The sequence below is a fragment of the Pseudarthrobacter sp. CCNWLW217 genome, from assembly GCF_037203985.1.
In the GTDB taxonomy this organism is placed as follows: Bacteria; Actinomycetota; Actinomycetes; order Actinomycetales; family Micrococcaceae; genus Arthrobacter.
In genome coordinates this window covers 1-18573 of record NZ_JBBCBT010000007.1, presented here as the reverse complement: position 1 = coordinate 18573, position 18573 = coordinate 1, and the positions used below count along the sequence as shown (strand labels likewise).

At 65.8% G+C, this 18573-nt stretch carries 17 protein-coding genes and 1 pseudogene; 9 read left to right on the top strand and 9 right to left on the bottom strand.

The genetic code is table 11. From position 1 onward, the window contains the following. Window positions 1-61: 61 nt before the first annotated feature. Both V9L18_RS09665 and V9L18_RS09660 read left to right on the top strand, forming a co-directional pair. Entirely contained in the window at window positions 62-361 is a 300-nt protein-coding gene (locus V9L18_RS09665) for a type II toxin-antitoxin system VapB family antitoxin (protein ID WP_337347119.1), read from the top strand. Next, on the top strand, window positions 354-1025 hold the full coding sequence (locus V9L18_RS09660) for a LytR C-terminal domain-containing protein (protein WP_337346952.1): 672 nt from the start codon (window positions 354-356) through the stop codon (window positions 1023-1025). The genes V9L18_RS09665 and V9L18_RS09660 overlap by 8 nt, the downstream gene beginning before the upstream one ends. A 29-nt stretch (window positions 1026-1054) precedes the next feature. On the opposite strand, the gene V9L18_RS09655 is transcribed toward V9L18_RS09660, so the two are convergent. Together V9L18_RS09655 and V9L18_RS09650 are read right to left on the bottom strand one after the other, a co-directional pair. After that, window positions 1055-1705, bottom strand: coding sequence for a TetR/AcrR family transcriptional regulator (locus V9L18_RS09655; protein ID WP_337346951.1), 651 nt, complete (start codon window positions 1703-1705; stop codon window positions 1055-1057). 76 nt (window positions 1706-1781) lie between these two features. Then, entirely contained in the window at window positions 1782-2480 is a 699-nt protein-coding gene (locus V9L18_RS09650; RefSeq protein ID WP_337346950.1) for a DsbA family oxidoreductase, read from the bottom strand. A 189-nt stretch (window positions 2481-2669) separates the two neighbouring features. On the opposite strand from V9L18_RS09650, the gene V9L18_RS09645 reads away from it, so the two are divergent. The 5 genes from V9L18_RS09645 (at window position 2670) to V9L18_RS09625 (ending at window position 9258) form a co-directional block, all read left to right on the top strand. Beyond that, window positions 2670-3788: a glycosyltransferase family 4 protein gene (locus tag V9L18_RS09645; RefSeq protein WP_337346949.1), complete on the top strand. Its 1119-nt coding sequence runs from the start codon at window positions 2670-2672 to the stop codon at window positions 3786-3788. 15 nt (window positions 3789-3803) lie between these two features. Next, the gene (locus tag V9L18_RS09640; protein WP_337346948.1) at window positions 3804-5951 is read left to right on the top strand and encodes an amylo-alpha-1,6-glucosidase; all 2148 of its coding nucleotides are present in this window, start codon (window positions 3804-3806) and stop codon (window positions 5949-5951) included. 296 nt (window positions 5952-6247) lie between these two features. Next, window positions 6248-7243 (top strand): glycosyltransferase family 2 protein, encoded by a 996-nt coding sequence (locus tag V9L18_RS09635; RefSeq protein WP_337346947.1) that lies wholly within the window; start codon window positions 6248-6250, stop codon window positions 7241-7243. Beyond that, a complete protein-coding gene (locus V9L18_RS09630; protein WP_337346946.1) occupies window positions 7240-7965 on the top strand; it encodes a polysaccharide deacetylase family protein in 726 nt (241 codons plus the stop codon). Before V9L18_RS09635 ends, V9L18_RS09630 begins: the two co-directional genes overlap by 4 nt. Before the next feature lie 12 nt (window positions 7966-7977). Then, on the top strand, window positions 7978-9258 hold the full coding sequence (locus V9L18_RS09625; RefSeq protein WP_337346945.1) for a nucleotide sugar dehydrogenase: 1281 nt from the start codon (window positions 7978-7980) through the stop codon (window positions 9256-9258). 114 nt (window positions 9259-9372) lie between these two features. Here the strand turns inward: V9L18_RS09625 and V9L18_RS09620 are convergent, their stop codons facing one another. Genes V9L18_RS09620 through V9L18_RS09600 form a run of 5 tightly spaced genes read right to left on the bottom strand, consistent with a single transcriptional unit; the run spans window position 9373 to window position 13990 of the window. Next, window positions 9373-9906, bottom strand: a complete 534-nt coding sequence (locus V9L18_RS09620) for a GNAT family N-acetyltransferase (protein WP_337346944.1) — start codon at window positions 9904-9906, stop codon at window positions 9373-9375. A gap of 17 nt (window positions 9907-9923) precedes the next feature. Continuing rightward, a complete protein-coding gene (locus V9L18_RS09615) occupies window positions 9924-10919 on the bottom strand; it encodes a sugar phosphate isomerase/epimerase family protein (protein ID WP_337346943.1) in 996 nt (331 codons plus the stop codon). Window position 10920: 1 nt separating this feature from the next. Further along, complete coding sequence (locus V9L18_RS09610; protein ID WP_337346942.1) at window positions 10921-12108, bottom strand: Gfo/Idh/MocA family protein; 1188 nt, start codon at window positions 12106-12108, stop codon at window positions 10921-10923. Continuing rightward, window positions 12105-13250 (bottom strand): Gfo/Idh/MocA family protein, encoded by a 1146-nt coding sequence (locus tag V9L18_RS09605; RefSeq protein ID WP_337346941.1) that lies wholly within the window; start codon window positions 13248-13250, stop codon window positions 12105-12107. Before V9L18_RS09605 ends, V9L18_RS09610 begins: the two co-directional genes overlap by 4 nt. Continuing rightward, on the bottom strand, window positions 13247-13990 hold the full coding sequence (locus V9L18_RS09600) for a sugar phosphate isomerase/epimerase family protein (protein WP_337346940.1): 744 nt from the start codon (window positions 13988-13990) through the stop codon (window positions 13247-13249). The genes V9L18_RS09605 and V9L18_RS09600 overlap by 4 nt, the downstream gene beginning before the upstream one ends. 133 nt (window positions 13991-14123) lie before the next feature. Here V9L18_RS09600 and V9L18_RS09595 point away from each other — a divergent pair, with 133 nt between their 5' ends. Beyond that, on the top strand, window positions 14124-15335 hold the full coding sequence (locus tag V9L18_RS09595) for an ROK family transcriptional regulator (protein ID WP_337346939.1): 1212 nt from the start codon (window positions 14124-14126) through the stop codon (window positions 15333-15335). Window positions 15336-15342: 7 nt separating this feature from the next. On the opposite strand, the gene V9L18_RS09590 is transcribed toward V9L18_RS09595, so the two are convergent. Further along, complete coding sequence (locus tag V9L18_RS09590; RefSeq protein ID WP_337346938.1) at window positions 15343-16302, bottom strand: D-2-hydroxyacid dehydrogenase family protein; 960 nt, start codon at window positions 16300-16302, stop codon at window positions 15343-15345. Between the two features lie 150 nt (window positions 16303-16452). Between V9L18_RS09590 and V9L18_RS09585 the strand changes: the two genes are divergently transcribed. Then, a complete protein-coding gene (locus V9L18_RS09585; protein WP_337346937.1) occupies window positions 16453-17649 on the top strand; it encodes an MFS transporter in 1197 nt (398 codons plus the stop codon). Window positions 17650-17883: 234 nt separating this feature from the next. Here the strand turns inward: V9L18_RS09585 and V9L18_RS09580 are convergent. Beyond that, window positions 17884-18573 (bottom strand): annotated as a pseudogene (locus tag V9L18_RS09580) (malate synthase A); the annotation flags it as partial.

Below are 18573 nucleotides of genomic sequence, written 5' to 3'. Positions count from 1 at the left end.
ACCTTGGAATGGCGCGGGCAAGGCACTTCTCTTGGGCTGCCAAGGTGCCTAGGGTGGCATGGTGATATTCAAAGCTGTGGGCGAGGGACGCCCTTACCCCGACCATGGTTTCAACACGCCCAAGGAATGGGCCTCGCTCCCGCCGCGTCCGGTGCGCCTCGACGAGCTGGTGACCACCAAGCGGACGCTGGACCTGGAGGCTCTCCTGGCCGAGGACTCCACGTTCTTCGGCGACCTTTTCCCCCACGTGGTGCAGTACAAGGGGACGTTATACTTGGAGGATGGACTGCACCGCGCGGTCCGTACGGCCCTGCACCAGCGCACTGCAATCCACGCCCGCGTGCTGGTCATCGATGGCTAGGAAACCAAAGGACGCCAGCGTCCTGCACGGCCACCACGTAGTTACCGGCCCCGAGCTGCGGGCCACGTTCGAAGCGGCGGGCGAACCCGAGGACCCCGTCCGGTTGCGCCGCCGCGTAGTGCATGGGGTGGTGCTGGTGCTGCTGTTGGGGATGATCGTCGCCGCGATCATCATCGCCCTGGCCATCGTCAACGGGCAGATCAGGTTTCCGACGACGGAGGCCAGCGACGAACCGGCCACAGTCTGTCCTTCGGCTACTTTCGACTACACGCCCAACGACCAGATCAACCTCAACGTCTACAACTCCACCAGCCGGCCTGGCCTGGCCAGAACCGTCGCGGACGAATTCCTTGCCCGGAAGTTCATAGTGGGTGCCGTGGCCAATACTGACGCCGGGTACCGCGGAGTGGCCGCCGTGGTGTCAGGGGCGGCCGGGCAGTCCGCTGCGTTCAGTGTCCAGCGCAACCTGCCGGGCTCGGACTACTTCCAGGACGGGCGGACGGACGCCAGCGTGGACGTGATCCTGGCCGGGGACTATGAGGCCCTCGCAGCGCCCGAGCTCGTAGACCAGACCCCTGGCCGGCTTAGCTGTCCGCGGGAAAGCAGGCGGATCGCGGACGACGACAAATGGCCAGTCATCCCGACGGCCGGCGCCACGCCCTGAGCGGGTGCAGCGGCATTGTGGGGACAGGCTCAGCTGGCCACCGCAGGAAGCGGCCTGACGCGCACCGGCCTGCCGGCGTCGTCGAACCTTGCCCCGGCGCCGAGCTGGATGAACCGCACCGTGCGGGCAATGCGCGCCTCAAGTTCCGCGGGCTCGTCACTTCCCCGTGCCGCGCTGGACGAGAGCGTTCCGTGGATCAGTTGCGCCTGCTGTGCGATGTCTGCGACCGGCAGGTAACCCTGCTCCATACCGTCGCGCAGGATGCCCTGGAGCAGGACGCTGAGCTCGCCCACATGGTCCGCCAGTTTGGCGAAGGACGACGGCGACAACACCGCAGCCATCGCCGGTCCCGGGGGGAGATGGCGGCGGCTGAGGTCCTCCACCTGTGCACGCACGTACAGTGCCAGCCGCTCCACCGGGTTGTCCAGCCTGTTCAGTGACTCCCTGAGTTCGGTAAGGAACCGTTCGGTCTCGTCCAGGGCGTAGGAGATGAGGAGTTCTTCGATGTCGGCGTAGTAGTTGTAGACAGCCGTCCGGCCCACGCCGGCGTGTCGGGCAACGTCCGTCATGGTCAGGCCGGGCAGGCCGTGGGTAAACAGCAGCTCGCCGAATGCCGTGAGGACACGGCGCTGGGTCTCTGCGCGTTGCGCGGCATTGCTGGCCGCCGAAATCCTGGGCATGCAGACACTTTACCGCGATGTGTCAGTAAAACGCGCGTACGCCGTACTGACCTGCAGCTAGATCAGACCGCGCATATCAGACCGCGCAGCCGTCCGGTCCGCAGGCTTCGCCGTCGGCAGCATTGACGAGCACCAGCGGGTGGGTCTCCTGCCAGGCCTGGTTCAATGCCGCGGTGAACGTTTCGGACGGCTGGGCGCCCGAGAGGCCGAACTTGCGGTCAATGACGAAGAACGGGACACCCGTGATGCCAAGGGCACGCGCTTCCTCGAAGTCGAAGCGGACGTCGTCGGCGTACTTGTCGGTGGAAAACAGTTCAGCCACCTCGGTGGAGTCCAGGCCCAGGTCCTGGCCCAAGGCCGAGAGGTATTCCTGGCTGCCGATGTCCTTGCCATGCTCGAAGTGGTCGCTGAGGAGCCGCTCCTTGGCCGCATCCTGTTTTCCGTGCGCAGCCGCAAGGTGGATCAGGCGGTGGGCGGTGAAGCTGTTGGCCACCACTACCTTGTCGAAGCGATAGTCCAGGCCTTCGCCTTTGGCCTGGGTGGCAACGTGTTCGAACATCTGGGACACCTGCTGCGGGGCCAGGCCCTTGCGCGTGCTCAGGTAGTCCAGTTCCGTGCCGTCATAGTGTTCCGGAAGCGTGGGATCCAGCTGGTAGCTGCGCCACTTCACCTCCACGGCATCGCGGTGTGGGAAGTCTGCCAGGGCGGCCTCGAATCGGCGTTTGCCGATGTAGCACCACGGGCACGCAACGTCTGACCAGATCTCAATCTTCATGCTTGCCACAACCGTGCCCGTCCGGCGGCCATTCCCCGCAGGCGCTGTCGGATTTGTCACACCCAGGTCTTGAAATGTGCAGGCCTGCGGGGCGATAGTCGGAACAACAGGTTAAGCAGAAGCCTTTCGGAAAACACACAGTTGCCGGTGCGGGGGGACCTGGCCTGCCATCCTCGCGGAGGCCACAGCATGCGAATAGGACTTATTGCGGCACCCTGGATTCCCATTCCCCCCGTTGGCTACGGGGGCATAGAACGCGTTGTCGACTCCTTGGCCCGGGGATTCATCGCGGCGGGGCACGACGTCCTGCTGGCCGCGGCGGCGGACAGTACTTGTCCGGCGCCTTTGGTACCAGGCATGAGGCCTTCTGAGCGGGGTGGACTCGGCTCTACACTCTCCGAACTCAGCCATGTCATCCGGGCGTATGACGGCATGGACGGCGTGGACATCATCCATGACCACACCTTGGCCGGGCCGCTGGTAGGCCGTAGGCCCGCCGGGGTCCCCGTGGTGACCACCATTCACGGCCCGCTGATCCCGGCGTCGGCTGATTTGTACCGGGCCATGGCTCTGGATACGGCCATCATTGGAATCTCACGGGACCAGACCTCCCATGTCCCTGATGTACCGGTGACCCGGGTCATTCATCATGGAATGGACGTCGCTGGAGTCCCGGCCGGGTCGGGGAAAGGCGGCTACGTCTGCTTTGTAGGCAGGGTATGCCCGGACAAGGGCTTGCTTGAAGCAATCCACATCGCACGCAAGGCAGGCATCCCCCTTCGCATCGCAGCCAAGATGCATGAGCCTGACGAGATCGGGTATTTCCGTTCAGTCATCGAGCCGCTTTTGGGCTCGAACGAGGAGTTCCTTGGCGAGCTCGGGGACGCTGAGAAGTATCGGCTTATGGGTGAAGCGATAGCATTCCTGAATCCCATCCAATGGTCCGAGCCCTTCGGGCTGGTGATGATCGAGTCCCTTTCGACTGGAACCCCCGTGGTGGGAACACAGGTCGGATCCGCGCCTGAGATCGTGGACCACGGAAAGACCGGCTACCTGGGGCGGACCGAGGAATTGCACCGCTTCATTCCCCTCGCCGCATCGCTGGACAGGTCGCATTGCAGGGAGCGGGCGCTGCAGCTCTTTAGCACTGAAAGGATGGTGGCCAACCATCTGGACCTCTACGCAAAACTGCTCGAAGAGCCTCAGGCCGCGGGGGTTCCCGAAGGCACCCAAATGCACCAGAATCGAATACGGTCATCCATGATTCGGGCGCAGGAAACGAGCCCATTACCAACGCTGAGGCCTTAAGGGAGGAGTGCGTCCATGACTGCATGGAATGCGGACACGGAGGCGGACGTAGGTGGTGCCGACACCGTAACGGTGGTGGAGGGATCGTCCTTTTGCATTTCTTCCCATAGCGGCGATATCAGCCCCGACGGCGGAACAAACGGTGCGTTCTACCAGGACACGCGTGTGGTGTCCCGGTGGATCCTCCGCATCAACGGTGCGCTGCGGGAGCCTTTGGTGGCGCAGCGGCCCGACGCTTACGAAGCTACCTTCGTGGGCCGTGCCAAGTGGCCCGACGGCCGGTACGACAGTCCGCTCGTGGTGCGGCAGGAAAGGCACATCGGGCCCGGCCTCCAGGACGACATCACCCTTGAGAACTATTCCGCGGAACCGGTCGACTGCGACATCGAACTCCTGGTGGACGCAGACCAAGCGGATCTTTTCGACGTCAAGGGCGGACGGTCCACCAAGGACGCCACCATGACCCGGAACGTGAAGGGCAGTGAGCTGGTGATCGAGGCGGTCCGCAACGGACAGCGCCGCGGCACAGCGATCCGCGCGGCCGGGGCTGTGATCTCAGACGGCATGCTGCGGTTCCGGGCCACCATTCCCGCGCGCGGCAAGTGGTCCACGAGCGTCATCGTGGTGCCGCTGATCAACGGTGTGGCTCCCAGCGAGCCCTTCACTGAAGGCGGCTTGCCCCGCCACCGCACGGGTGTCCAGCGGCACTTGGCGTGGGAGGAGAACGTACCGCGCATCGACGTGGCGAATGGCAACGTTGAGGAAACTCTGCGCCGCAGCCAAAGTGATCTGGGGTCGTTGCGCATTTTCGACGCCGAACACCCGGAACGTGCAGCCGTAGCGGCAGGTGCGCCGTGGTTCATGGCCCTGTTCGGGCGGGATTCGCTGCTGTCTTCATACATGTCCCTCCTGGTGGACCCCACTCTGGCGGCCGGAACCCTGCAGACCCTGGCAACCATCCAGGGAACCAAAGTCGATACCGATTCGGAGGAGCAGCCGGGCCGCATTCCGCACGAAGTGAGGTTGGGCGTCACTGCCGGCCTGTCACTGGGTGGAACCGCCTACTACGGCACCGCGGATGCCACACCACTCTTTGTCAGCCTGCTGGGGGAGCTGAGCCGCTGGGGACTGTCGGATGACATCATCGATTCGCTGATCCCCCATGCGGACCGCGCACTTGAATGGATTGAACAGTACGGGGACCTCGACGGCGACGGCTTTGTGGAGTACTTGAGGCCCAACACCCATGGCCTCGTCAACCAGGGCTGGAAGGACTCCTGGGACGGGATCAACTTCGCCGACGGACAAATGGCGGAGCCTCCGATTGCCTTGTGCGAGGTCCAGGCCTACGTCTATTCCGCATATGTTGCCCGGTCCCTGCTGGCGCGCTCAGACGGGGACAGCGCCCTGGAGCAGCACTGGGCAGAGCGTGCAGCCGCATTGAAGGAAGCGTTCAACGAGAAGTTCTGGCTGCCGGACCGGGGATATTTCGCCGTTGCGCTGGACAAGGACAAGAACCCGGTCGACGCATGCACATCGAACATGGGCCATTGCTTATGGGTGGGCATAGTGGATGAGGATAAAGCGCCGTCGGTGGTGGACCATCTGATGTCGCCCAAAATGTTCACGGGCTGGGGGATTCGGACACTGGCTACCGACATGGGTGCTTACAACCCGGTGAGCTATCACAACGGCTCAGTCTGGCCCCATGATACGGCCCTCGTGGCCACTGGCATGATGCGGTACGGCTTCGTTGACGAAGCCAAACGGATCGCCAGTGGGATCCTGGACGCGGCAGAACATTTCGACGGGCAACTGCCCGAACTGTTCTGCGGCTTCGACCGGTCCGAGTTCCACGGCCCGGTGCCGTATCCCACAGCCTGCTCCCCGCAGGCCTGGGCGGCGGCGACACCCATCCAGCTGGCCCGGATACTGCTGCGCTTCGACCCCGACTTCACGCGCAACGTGGTCCATCTGGCCCCGATCCTCCCGGAGGACATCGGAGACTTCCGGGCCGAGAACGTCCTGCTGGGACATTCCCGGGTGACCATCAGCGCGCACGGACGCGAGGGCAGCATCGAAGGCCTTCCACCAGGGCTGAAGCTGCTGAAGGAACCCCGTCCACCCCTCGATGATCGACTGGGCGCCCGGCCAGGGGACTAGCTGTTCGCCGACTTCAGCATCGCCGCAGGGAGTCCGGCGACGGTCATTCGCGCCCGACAGGCATCGACGGGTGGCGACGGCAGAGGAAATGTGTAAGCTGATCCACAGTCATGACCGTGGGGACGGCATGGCTGGAAGGAGTTTGGGGATGTCAGTGATTTCTGGCGCACCCGCGGCAGCAGCGACACATGCGCCCTGCGGTCACGTGATTCTGTGTGCCGTCGATCGACGATTACCGTCCGTCCGGTTCACCGTACACAACTGATTCACGCGCGTCGGCTCCGAGGGAGAACCACATGCAGGCAGCACACGACCGCACGGCGCAACCGCGGAAGAGTGACGATGTATCACTCGTCGTCGCCATTCCGACTTTCAAGCGCCCCGAGCGTCTGGTCCAGACCTTGCAGCTCGTGGGAGAGCAGCTCGCGCCGCTCATCGACGCCCGACAGGCGGGGGCCGTGTCGATCCTCGTCATCGACAACGATCCTGCCGAGTCGGCTCGATCAGTCGTCGCAGACGAATACGCCGGCGTTGCCACCCGCTATGTAGCCGAGGCGACACCCGGCATCCCCGCGGTTCGCAATCGCGCTCTCGACGAATCGGCCGATGTCGACCTCCTGTCGTTCATCGACGACGACGAGGTTCCGCTCGAAGGCTGGATCTCGTCGCTTCTGGTCACATGGTCGAACTCCGGTCGGCCGGCCGCCGTGATGGGTCGCGTGGTGTCGCTCTTCGACCCCGACGCCGACCCTTGGGTGCTCGAGAGCGGTCTCTTCCGTCGCCCGCAACGCCCGACCGGCACCGAGATCGGCGTCGCAGCGACCGGAAATCTGCTCCTGGACCTGAACCAGGTCCGCAGCAGCGGAGTGCGCTTCGACCAGCGGATCGGGCTGGGCGGCGGCTCCGACACCCTGTTCAGCATGGGTTTGAAGAAGACGGGCGCGCGCCTCGTGTGGTGCAACGAGTCCGTCGCAGAAGACACCGTCGAGCCCGAACGTCAGACTCGACCCTGGGCGCTGAAGAGGTCGTTCAGCCACGGCAACGTATCGGTCCTCGTGCAGCTGCGGTTGGAATCGAGACCCGCACGCCGTCTGCTGATCCGGGCCAAGGGGATCGCGGGCGGAGCCGCTCGCGTCGTCGCAGGGTACGCGCGGCACCTGTTCGGGCGTGCGACCCGGTCGATCCGCCACGATGCCAAGGGCCTGCGGCTCGCATACCGAGGAGCGGGAATGATCTCGGCGAGCGTCGGTCAGGCGTACTCGGCGTATTCCCGGCCGGGTACGCCGGCATGAGCCGATTCGTTCCGGCAGGCGCACGGAGATGGCTTCGCAGCCATGGCGGCCCCCTCGGGTCGATCGTGCGCGTGCGGACGAGCCTTCCCGAGTTCGTGCTCACCTACGATGACGGCCCGGATCCTGTCGAGACCGAGCGCGTTCTCGAGGTTCTCCGCGATGAATCCGCGTCGGCGACCTTCTTCGTGCTGATGACGAGGGCTCGCGAGCATCGGTCGCTGATCTCCGAGATCCTCGCCGGCGGGCATGAAGTGGCGTTGCACGGGCCCGACCACCGGCCGATCTCGCGCCTCGGCTACCGCGAAGTCCGCGACCGGACCGCGTCGGCGAAGGCCGAGCTCGAGGACATCTCCGGCGCAGCGGTGCGGTGGTACCGCCCGCCGTATGGACTGCAGTCTCTCACCAGCTTCCGGGCGATCAAGGCGACAGGCCTCGAACCCGTGCTCTGGGGGCCCACGGCATGGGACTCTCGCGAGGCGACGACGGAACAGCGAGTCGCCCGCGCGCTCCGCGGCGCCGAACCCGGGGCGATCCTGCTGTCACACGATTCATATGCGGGAATCGCCGACGGCGGGCGCAGCGATTCGCCACCGGCGGTGGACCGAAGCGCCCTCGCGACCCGCATACTCGCCGCGTACCGCGAACGGGGACTACACGCGCGCAGCCTCGCGCAGGCATTGACCTCCGGCTCGCCGGTGAAGGGAATCTGGTTCAAACGATAAAGGGGAAGAAAGATGACTGAGGAGAACCGCCGAGAGGCAAAGAAAGTCGTCGTCATCGGGCAGGGGTACGTCGGCCTGCCGGTCGCGATGCGGTCGGTCGCCATCGGTCATGATGTCGTGGGGCTCGACCTCGATCCGCGCCGCATCGACAGCCTCGGAGCCGGAAGCTCGCACGTCGATGACATCTCCGATGACGTGCTGCGCGCTGCCCTCGACTCCGGGCGCTACCGCGTGTCATCCGACTACGCGGACGCCGCCGGCTTCGATGTCGCCGTGATCTCGGTGCCGACGCCGCTTCGCGAGACGCTCCCGGATCTCTCGTTCATCGAGAGCGCCGCGGTATCTCTCGCGCCGCAGCTGACACGCGGAGCGCTCGTGGTCCTCGAGTCCACGACTTATCCGGGCACCACGCAGGAGCTGCTCATCCCGCTGCTCGAGGAGGGCTCCGGCCTGACCGCGGGCGTGGACTTCTTCGCCGGCTACAGCCCGGAACGGATCGACCCGGGCAACCCGACCTGGGGCCTGCAGGAGACCCCGAAGATCGTCTCGGGCATCGACGAGGAGTCGCTGGCGAAGGTGTCGGAGTTCTACTCCGCGATCGTCGACACGATCGTGCCGGTGAGTTCTCCGAAGGAGGCCGAGATGGCCAAGCTCCTCGAAAACACCTTCCGTCACGTGAACATCGCGCTCGTCAACGAGCTCGCGGTCTTCGCTCACGCCCTGGGTGTAAACGTGTGGGAGTCGATCGACGCCGCTGCGACCAAGCCGTTCGGCTTCATGAAGTTCACGCCCGGTCCGGGGGTCGGTGGCCACTGCCTGCCGGTCGACCCGAGCTACCTGTCGTGGCAGGTGCGTCGCAAGCTGGGTAAGAGCTTCCGGTTCGTGGAGCTCGCCAACGACGTGAACGACCACATGCCCGAGTACGTGCTCCAGCGTGTGAGCCGCCGCCTGAACGAAGAGGGCAGCGCGCTCAACGGCGCTCGCGTTCTCCTCCTCGGGCTCGCCTACAAGAAGAACACCGGCGACATCCGCGAGTCCCCGGCGCTTCCGCTCATCGAGCTGCTGCAGGACCAGTCCTCAGTCGTGCATGCCGTCGACTCGCACGTCGAGGAGCATCACTGGCCTCGCACGGTCGAGAGGGTCGCCGCCGCGGCGGTCGATTTCCACGCATACGACGTCGTCGTGCTCATCACTGACCACGACGACGTCGACTACGAGGTTCTCGAGGCGAGCGGCGTGCCGGTCTTCGACACCCGCAACCGCCTGCGCGGCGAGGGCATCGAACGCCTCTGACCACCATCACACGATAGATAGGGCGGTGCGGCATCCTGCCGCACCGCCCCGACTCTGCCCCTATAGTGGTAGCTTCCGAGGCCCACAACGCTGGACACTGCCGATCCTCCGCTTCTATGGGACGGCGCGTTCCAGCACAAAGTCGTGTTCCACCGTGGTCCCCAGCCTGAATGACTTGGAGCCGACCTTCCGGAAGCCCGATTTCTCGTAGAAACGGATTGCACGTGCGTTCTGGCTGTTGACGCCAAGCCATACCCCTGCCCCGCCTGCCGCCGCGGCAGCCTGAAGGCTGGCGTGCATCAGTTCCGCCGCGGCGCCGAGTCCGTGGTGCTCCGGGTGGACGTAGCACTTGCTCAACTCCACCGACGGTGCCAGCGTCAAGGCTGCCACCACATCCGGATCCTGGGCCTGTCCGTTCACCAGCAGGCTGTAGCCGCGGAGGGACCCGTCGTCGTCGATCACCAGCACGGTGACGTCAGGGTCGGTGAGGTACGCCTGGAAGTGGCTTTCGCTCAGTGTGTTGGCCACGTGTGTGGCTATGTCCTCCGGGGACGACGACGGCGGGCACGCCAGCGGGAAGGTGACGGCCGCCAGCGCGGCGAGCCTGCCGGCGTCGTCCGCTGTTGCTTTTCGAATGGTGGGGCTCATGCAGGGATTCTATTTGCCTACTGTTTGAAGGCCGCATCGAAGGAGGTGCTCGACGCCGGGAAGTCGAATTTCTTCAGTGCGGCGAGGGCTTCGGGGGCGCCGTGGAGGCGGTCCATGCCGGCGTCTTCCCATTCAACGGAGATGGGCCCGGTGTAGCCGATGGCGGTGAGGGCGCGGAAGGAGGCTTCCCAGGGGACGTCGCCCCGGCCGGCAGAGACGAAGTCCCAGCCTCGGCGCGGGTCGCCCCAGGCCAGGTGGGAGCCCATGACGGTGTTACGGCCCGTGGGGCGGAGCTTAGTGTCCTTGCAGTCCACGTGGTAGATCCGGTCCTTGAAGTCCCAGATGAACGAGACGGGGTCGATGCCCTGCCACATCATGTGGGAGGGGTCCCAGTTCAGGCCGAACGCGGGCCGGTGGCCGATCGCTTCGAGGGTGCGGACGGTGGTCCAGTAGTCGTAAGCGATTTCGGAGGGGTGGACTTCGTGCGCGAAACGGACGCCGCATTCGTCAAAGACGTCCAGGATGGGGTTCCAACGGTCCGCGAAGTCCTGGTAGCCGGCGTCGATAACCTTTTCCGGGACGGGCGGGAACATGGCCACATACTGCCAGATGGATGAGCCGGTAAAGCCGACGACGGTATCCACGCCCAGTGCCTTCGCGAGCCGGGCGGTGTGCTTCATTTCCTCGGCGGCGCGTTGGCGGACACCTTCGGGGTCGCCGTCGCCCCAGACCTTGGATCCCACGATGGCTTCGTGACGGAAGTCGATGGGGTCATCGCAGACGGCCTGGCCCTTGAGGTGGTTGGAGATGGCCCAGACCTTGAGGTTGTACTTCTCCAGCACGGCGAGTTTGGACTCGACGTAGCCGGGTTCGTCCCAGCGCCAGGCATCCAGGTGGTCCCCGGACACGGCGATTTCCAGGCCGTCGTATCCCCAGCCGGAAGCGAGCTTGGCGACTTCCTCGAAGGGGAGGTCGGCCCACTGGCCGGTGAACAGTGTGTAGGGGCGGGGCATGTCAGGCTCCTTCAGGGACGGCGACGGGGGTGCTGGTGTCGAGGTAAATCGTGGTGCTTTTTGCGGCGGCGGATTCCTCGATGGCGTTCAGGATCCGCTGGACTTCCAAGCCGTCTTCGAACGACGGCGTGGGTGGGGTCCCGCCGTCCACCGCGAGGAGGAAGTCGCGGATCTCGTGCGTGAACGTGTGCTCCCAACCGATGATGTGGCCCTGCGGCCACCACGCGTCCAGATACGGGTGGTCGGGTTCGCTGACCAGGATCCGGCGGTAGCCCTGTTCGCGCGCCGGTGCGGTGGCGTCCAGGAAGCGGAGTTCGTTCAGGTTTTCCAGGTCGAAGAGGATGGAGCCCTGATCGCCGTAGATTTCCAGTTGCAGGGAGTTCTTCCGGCCGGTGGCTACCCGGGAGGCTTCCACTGAGGCGATCGCGCCGGAGGCGAGGGACAGGGTGGCCCAGGCGGCGTCGTCGACCGTCACGTCCTCCAGGCCCGAAGTGCCGGGGCGGCGGGTGGTGAACGTGTGCGTGCGGCCGGAGACCTCGGTGACCTTGTCCTCGAGGAGGAACAGGACCTGGTCGATCGCGTGTGAGGCGATGTCGCCCAGGGCCCCGGACCCGGCGGTTTCCTTGGTCAGGCGCCAGGTCATGGGCGCTGTTTCGTCCGCGAGCCAGTCCTGCAGATAGGCTGCGCGGACGTGCCGGACGGCCCCGACGCGGCCTTCGGCGATGAGTTCCCGGGCCAGGGCCAGGGCCGGGACACGGCGGTAGTTGAACCCCACCATCGACTGCACGCCCTTCGCCCTTGCCGCCTGGGCGGCCTGGGTCATGGCTTCGGCCTCGGCCAGGGTGTTGGCCAGCGGCTTTTCCAGGAGCACATGCTTGCCCGCTGCGAGGGCGGCGGTAGCGATTTCGGCGTGCATCCACCCCGGCGCGCAGATATCCACGATGTGGATGTCGTCGCGGTCCAGGACGGTTCGCCAGTCCGTGGCAGTCTCCGCCCAGCCGTACTTTGCGGCGGCTTCGCGGACGCCGGCGGCGTCCCGGCCCACCAGGAGCTTCTGCTCAAAGGCCGGCACATCAAAGAAGCTGGCCACATTCCGCCACGCATTTGAGTGGGCCTTGCCCATAAAGGCATAGCCAATCATGGCAACCCCGAGCGGGCGCTGGTTGTTCGTTGCTGGGGTCATGATCATGCGTCCTGGAGAGTGGCGGTTTCGGGGGCCCAGTCCTCGGGGAGGGCCGGGGAAGCGGGGGCGGAACTGGCGACGTCCACGAACGTGCCGGTTTCCATGGATTCGGAGATCGAGACCATGCTGTCCAGGACGTGGTAGGCCAGGTTTCCCGTGGCGCGGTGCGGCACGCCGGCCCGGATGGACCTAGCCATGTCCAGGACGCCCATGCCGCGGCCGTTGGCAGGCCCGGTGGCCGGAATGGTGGTCCAATCCTCGTCGCCGGCCCGCGAGAGCTTGAGGTCGCCGTCGAAATTGTTGGGGTCCGGCAGGCTGAGGGTGGCCTCGGTTCCGGTGATCTCCACGAAGCCCATCCGGGCGCGCGGCGATTCGAACGAGAAGACGCTGTGGGAGGAGGCGCCTGACTCGAACTGGGCCATCGCGGACACGTGCGTAGGTACCTCGACGGTAAATTCCTCACCGGCCTTGGGTCCGGAGCCGATGACGCGGACGTCCTTGGCCTTGGACCCGACGGCGGCGACCTTCCGGATGGAGCCGAAGGTCTGGACCAGGGCGGTGAGGTAGTAGGGGCCCATGTCGAAGAGCGGGCCGGCGCCGTGCTGGAAGAGGAACGCCGGATTGGGGTGCCACGACTCCGGGCCAGGGGTCTGGAACGTGGTCATGGCGGTAAGCGGGACGCCGATGTCGCCCCGTTCGATGATCCGGCGGGCCGTCTGCAGGCCAGCGCCCAGGAACGTGTCCGGCGCGCAGCCCAGACGAATGCCGGCGGCGTCGGCGGTCTTAAGCAGGCCCAGCCCGGATTCGCGGTCCAGGGAGAAGGGCTTCTCGGTCCAGACGTGCTTGCCGGCGTTGACAGCCGCCGTGGCCACCTCCACGTGGGCCGCGGGGATAGTCAGGTTCACGATAATCTCGACGTCGGGATGGTTCAGGGCCGCGTCCACGCCGCCCCACTGGGCGATGCCGTATTCCTTGGCGCGGGCTTCGGCGGCCTCCTCGAAGAGGTCGGCGATGACGTGGACCTTGAGGTCCGGGAAGATCGTGAGGTTGTCCAGGTAGGCCTTGGAGATGTTGCCCGCGCCGATGACGGCAACGCCCACCGGACCCCGGCCCGTGGCTTCTGCGTCCGTGCCTGCTGCGCCGCTCATGCCTTGGCGCCTTCGGCTGCCTTAAGGTACGCGAGGCTTTCGGCGATGCCTTCGAAAATGTCCCCGGAGTAGTCGTCGAACTCCACCACGCCGACTTCGAGGGACTTGGCGGCCGCGACGACGTCGAGGACAGCCACCTTGCCCTTGCCCGCAGGCAACTGGGCTTTGGTGTCGGTGTTCAGCGGGCCGTCCTTGATGTGGATGAGCTTTACCCGGTCACCGAGTTTGGTGAGGATGTCCACGGGGTCCTGTCCGCCTACGGCCACCCAGTAGGTGTCCACCTCGAGGACAACCTCGGGGTCCAGAAGATCTGCGAAGTACTCCAGGGCAGTGCGTCCCTCGATGGTGGACTCCAATTCCCAGGCGTGATTGTGGTAGCCCACGCGGATCCCGTATTCGGCGCCCTTCTTGGCGGCGGCGTTGAGTCGGGCGGCCGTGGCCTGGATGTCCTCCGTGGATTGCCAGCGGTCGGCCGCGATGAACGGGTCGATCACGGTGGTGATAGCCAGTTCCCTGGCGGCGGCGAAGATCTGCTCCTGGTCCTGGCTGAGCAGCGGTGCGTGTCCGGACGGTGCGGTGAGGCCGTTTTTCGTCAGCGCAGCCCCGAGTTCCTTGGCGGTGGCAACAAAGTTATAGGGCTCCACCTGGGTGAAGCCGATCTCCGCTACTTTGCGGATCGTGCCGGGCAGATCCTCCTGCATCGCATTGCGCAGGGTGTATAGCTGGATTGAATAGTTCATGGGTTCTCCTGACCTCGAGACGCTTTCCCCTAAAGCTAGAACTACTTTTGACGAGGGTCAAGCAAAAGTTGAATGTTAGGCGTCAACCTTTTCTCAGCGTGACACGCAGAAGAGGGTGTGTTATTCATGAACCATGAGTCTCATGCCCGGAACTGCGCCGGCCAGCCCTGACGGCGGCGGCAATCTGGCGCGCGCCGGTGACCTCTTTCAGCTCTTGCGGGACGGCAAGGCACGAACCCGGGCCGAGTTGGCCCTGACCACGGGCCTTGCCCGTTCCACCGTGGCTGCACGCATCGACGCCCTGATCGCGTCCGGCCTGGTGGGGGCAGCGGGGGAGGCGAACTCCAGTGGCGGCAGGCCGCCGTCGCGCTTTGCCTTCAACCCCGCCGCACGCGCCGTCCTGGCCGTCGACGTCGGGGCCACCCACGTGATTGTTGCCGTCACGGACCTCAGCGGACGAATCCTGGCGGAGCGGCGCCTCGCGCAGGACGTTGCCGAAGGGCCCGAACCCGTGCTCGGCAGGGTAGTACAGGAAGGACTGGCCCTGCTGAAGCAGGCCGGCCGGGACGTGGGCGATGTTGCCGGCGTGGGCATCGGACTCCCGGGTCCGGTGGAACATGCCACCGGAAGGCCCGTCAAGCCGCCCATCATGCCTGGCTGGGACGGGTTCGACGTCGTCCGTTACGTTCAGCGGTCGCTGCCCGTGCCGGTACTGGTGGACAACGACGTCAACATCATGGCCTTGGGCGAGCGGGCAGCGCACTGGCCCGATCACGAGAATTTCCTGTTCATCAAGGTAGCCACCGGCATCGGCTCCGGGATCATCAGCAGCGGCGAGCTGCAGCGTGGCGCGAACGGCACAGCGGGCGACCTGGGCCACGTCCGGGTCCCGCGCGGCGACGACGTTCTCTGCCGGTGCGGGAACTACGGTTGCCTGGAAGCGCTCGCTTCCGGGCCGGCCATCGCCGCGGAACTCACGCGCCAAGGAGTGCCGGCATCGAAAGGCAGCGACGTCCTGCGGCTCGTGGCCGGCGGAAATGTGCAGGCCGTCCAGGCCCTGCGCCAGGCCGGACGGGACGTGGGCGACGTGCTGGCCACCGTGGTGAACCTGCTCAACCCCTCCGTCATTGTCATCGGCGGCAGCCTGGGCCAGGCGGGCGAACACCTGATGGCAGGCGTCCGCGAAGTGGTGTACCGGCGGTCCCTGCCGCTGGCGACCTCGCACCTGGGGATAGCGCTGACGGTGGCCGGAGACCAGGCCGCCATCCTCGGTGCCAGCCAGCTGGTCACGCAGTTTGTGCTGTCCCCTGCATCAATCGAAGCGACACTCCAGGCAGCTGGCTAGCGAATTACTACGGGGTGAGCACCCGCACTGGTGAGCCGGCAAGCCACGCCCTTACGTCCTCGAACGCACCGCCATAGAACTGCCGGTAGCTTTCCGCTGTCACGTAGCCCAGGTGCGGGGAGAGCACCGTGTTGGGGGCCGACAGGAGGGGGTGGCCCGCGGGCAGGGGTTCTTCGTCGAAGACATCCAGGGCGGCGCCGCGGATCCAGCCCCCGGCCAGCGCGCGTACCAGCGCGTCCTGGTCCACTAGTGGCCCCCGGGCGGTGTTCACCAGGATGCCTTCAGGGCCAAGGAGCCGCAGTTCGGGTTCACCCACTATTCCCTCGGAACGGGGAGACAGCCGCAGGTGGAGCGTCGCGACGTCGGAATTTCGGAACAGGTCCTCCTTGCTGACGAGCTGGACACCAGCCTCGGAGGCACTTTCGGCGGTGAGGTTTTGGCTCCAGGCGAGCACTTCCATCCCAAAAGCCTGGCCATAGGTGGCGATCCTGCGGCCAATCTTGCCCAGCCCCACGATGCCGAGCGTCTTGCCGGCCAGCTCGAACCCCACAGTGGTTTGCCACGTGCCGGCGCGCAGCGAGTTTTCTTCGGCGGGGATGTGCCGGGCGGCCGCCAGCAGCAGGGCCCAAGTCATTTCCGGTGCTGCGGCGGGGGAGCCGGCGGTCCCGCACACGGTGATGCCCAATTCCGCCGCGGCACCGACGTCGATGGACGCGTTCGCCATGCCCGTAGTGACCAGTTGCTTGAGCGCGGGCAGCCTTTCAAGGACCGAACGGGGAAAGGGCGTCCGCTCCCGCATGGCGATGACGATCCCGACGTCCGCGAGGGCCGCCACCAGGGCATCGTCACTGGTGAAGGGTTCCCGAAAGACGGTGACGGACACCCCGTCCTGTTCGAGGGCGGCCCAGTCGGCGAAGCCGTGGGCAACACCCTGGTAGTCGTCGAGGATGGCAAGCCGGTGCTGCATGTCTGTTTCCTTCGTCACGTAGTCAGAGCTTGGTGCTCGAGGGTCTGGGCTTATCGTAGCTTTGGCGCTTCCCGCGGCGGACGTCCGGGGGCCGCGCGGCGTGATAGCAATGGAAGTGATGAAATCATTTTTAATGCCAGTAGCTGCCCAGTGAACGGCCGGCTCCTGGCCCGTGTTCCGAACGGCTGGATCCTGCTTGCCTGCATCGGCCTCCTGGCGCTCAATCTGCGGGGTCCGTTTGTGGCGGTCGCCCCGGTTGTGGACGTCATGCAGGCAGAGCTGGGCTTTTCACCGGTGGTGCTGGGGCTCCTGACCAGCATCCCGGTACTCTGCTTCTCCCTGTTCGCGCCGGTGGCGTCGCTGGCTGCGCGCAGGTTCGGGGCTGAGTTCGCTGTGACGCTCACCATCCTCGGCGTGCTTGCCGGCGTGGTGGTCCGCTCTGCAGGAGGGCCTGCCCTTGTTGTTGCCGGCACTGTGCTGATCGGTCTTGCCATCACGGTGGGAAATATTGCGGTTCCGCTGATTATCCGGCGGGACTTTTCGCCGCTGCGGCAAGGGACGGCAATGGGTGTGTACACGGCGGCGCTGAACATTGGCTCATTCCTGACCTCCGTAGTCACCGCGCCGCTGGCCGAGCTGGCCGGGTGGCGGGCGGCGCTCGCTGCAGTAGGGATCCTGGCAGTGGCGGCGATCGCCTTCTGGACTGCCGCCGTCGGCGCCCGCAGCGCCTTTGTCCCCACAGGTGTTGAAGCGCCGGGCGGCCACGCGCGGCCCGCCGTCAGGGGCTCCGGCTGGATCACCGCAGGACTGACCGCCGGATTCGCGGGACAGGCCTTCTCCTATTACGCCGTGACCGCGTGGCTCCCGAGCTACCTCAGCGATGAACTCAGCATGTCAGCCTCCGCGGCCGGCGCCGGATCGTCCATCTTCCAGATCCTCGCCATTGTGGGCGCCCTTGGCGTACCGTTCGCGGCAAAATACTCCAGCACGACGACGGCGGCCCTCACCTTGGGCGTCCTGTGGACGGCCGTGCCGGCCGGGCTGCTGCTCGCGCCGGGGCTGTGGTGGCTCTGGTCCGTGTGCGGCGGGATTGCCCAAGGCGGGGGGATCACGCTGATTTTTATCGCCATCATCAAGCTGGCCCGCGATCAGGCGTCAGCGGGCCGGATGTCCGCCATCGTCCAGGGCGTGGGCTACTGCTTCGCGGCGGTGGCTCCGCCGCTCGTGGGGTTCGTGCACGACGCCGCAGGTTCGTGGACCCCGGCGCTGCTGGTAGTCCTGGCGTCCGTGCTGACGTTCTTCCTCTGCACCACCCTCGCCGTGCGGCTGGTGCCCAAGGGCCGCTGACGGGTCCCGCCGTCGTCGTTCTTCCCCTGCCCAGACTTTCGAAACGCTCTCAGATCCTGCAACAAATGCAGCAACGCTCTCTCACTTTCTTGAAAAAAGTGAGAGAGCGTCCGGGGGCACACGGTGTGGGCTGGCCGTGCGCGCTTACATATGGGGTGTTCCGTCGCCGGGCCGGCCCCCGGATCTCGGGGTGCCTGTTGCGAAGGGCATGCCAGCCCGGCGAACGGAAATCGGTCAGGCCGCGGCCAGCTCCTCAACCGTGGCCTTTTCACGGGCCTCCGTCAGGTACCTCGCGTAGGCGGGGAGCGTCAGGAAGGACGGGAAGTCCTGGGCCAGGGTGACTTCTTCGAAGATGTCGCGGGCGTCTTCGAAGCGGTCGCCGTCGAAGCGTTCCAGGCGTGCGAACTCTTCGTCGAGGAGTTCCTCGATCCAGCGGTGGGTGATGATTTCGCCGTGGTCGGTGATGGCGGACGCGTACATCCACTGCCACAGCTGGGAGCGGGAGATCTCGGCGGTGGCGGCGTCTTCCATGAGGTTGTGGATGGCCACCGCGCCGTTCCCCCGCAGCCAGGACTCGATATAGCGGATGCCGACCTCGATGTTGTTCCGGATGCCCTGTTCGGTGATGGTGCCCTCAGTGGCGGCTACGTTGATCAGGGCGCGGTCATCGGGGATCACGTCCTCGCGGAGCTTCCCGAGCTGATTGGGGCGCTCGCCGAGGATGCTGTCGAACACTTCGCGGCACACCGGCACCAGGTCCGGGTGGGCCACCCAGGAGCCGTCGAAGCCGTCGTTGGCCTCGCGGGTCTTGTCGGCGCGGACCTTTTCGAAGGCGTTGGTGTTGGCTGCTTCGTCCTTGCGGTTGGGCACGGCTGCCGCCATCCCGCCGATGGCCATGGCGCCGCGCTTGTGGCAGGCACGGAC

Bases quoted from the DNA above. Each gene is read 5' to 3' on its own strand.
- V9L18_RS09660 (WP_337346952.1), top strand. From the start codon at position 354: ATGGCTAGGAAACCAAAGGACGCCAGCGTCCTGCACGGCCACCACGTA.
- V9L18_RS09655 (WP_337346951.1), bottom strand. From the start codon at position 1,705: ATGCCCAGGATTTCGGCGGCCAGCAATGCCGCGCAACGCGCAGAGACC.
- V9L18_RS09650 (WP_337346950.1), bottom strand. From the start codon at position 2,480: ATGAAGATTGAGATCTGGTCAGACGTTGCGTGCCCGTGGTGCTACATC.
- V9L18_RS09645 (WP_337346949.1), top strand. From the start codon at position 2,670: ATGCGAATAGGACTTATTGCGGCACCCTGGATTCCCATTCCCCCCGTT.
- V9L18_RS09640 (WP_337346948.1), top strand. From the start codon at position 3,804: ATGACTGCATGGAATGCGGACACGGAGGCGGACGTAGGTGGTGCCGAC.
- V9L18_RS09635 (WP_337346947.1), top strand. From the start codon at position 6,248: ATGCAGGCAGCACACGACCGCACGGCGCAACCGCGGAAGAGTGACGAT.
- V9L18_RS09630 (WP_337346946.1), top strand. From the start codon at position 7,240: ATGAGCCGATTCGTTCCGGCAGGCGCACGGAGATGGCTTCGCAGCCAT.
- V9L18_RS09625 (WP_337346945.1), top strand. From the start codon at position 7,978: ATGACTGAGGAGAACCGCCGAGAGGCAAAGAAAGTCGTCGTCATCGGG.
- V9L18_RS09620 (WP_337346944.1), bottom strand. From the start codon at position 9,906: ATGAGCCCCACCATTCGAAAAGCAACAGCGGACGACGCCGGCAGGCTC.
- V9L18_RS09615 (WP_337346943.1), bottom strand. From the start codon at position 10,919: ATGCCCCGCCCCTACACACTGTTCACCGGCCAGTGGGCCGACCTCCCC.
- V9L18_RS09610 (WP_337346942.1), bottom strand. From the start codon at position 12,108: ATGATCATGACCCCAGCAACGAACAACCAGCGCCCGCTCGGGGTTGCC.
- V9L18_RS09605 (WP_337346941.1), bottom strand. From the start codon at position 13,250: ATGAGCGGCGCAGCAGGCACGGACGCAGAAGCCACGGGCCGGGGTCCG.
- V9L18_RS09600 (WP_337346940.1), bottom strand. From the start codon at position 13,990: ATGAACTATTCAATCCAGCTATACACCCTGCGCAATGCGATGCAGGAG.
- V9L18_RS09595 (WP_337346939.1), top strand. From the start codon at position 14,124: ATGAGTCTCATGCCCGGAACTGCGCCGGCCAGCCCTGACGGCGGCGGC.
- V9L18_RS09590 (WP_337346938.1), bottom strand. From the start codon at position 16,302: ATGCAGCACCGGCTTGCCATCCTCGACGACTACCAGGGTGTTGCCCAC.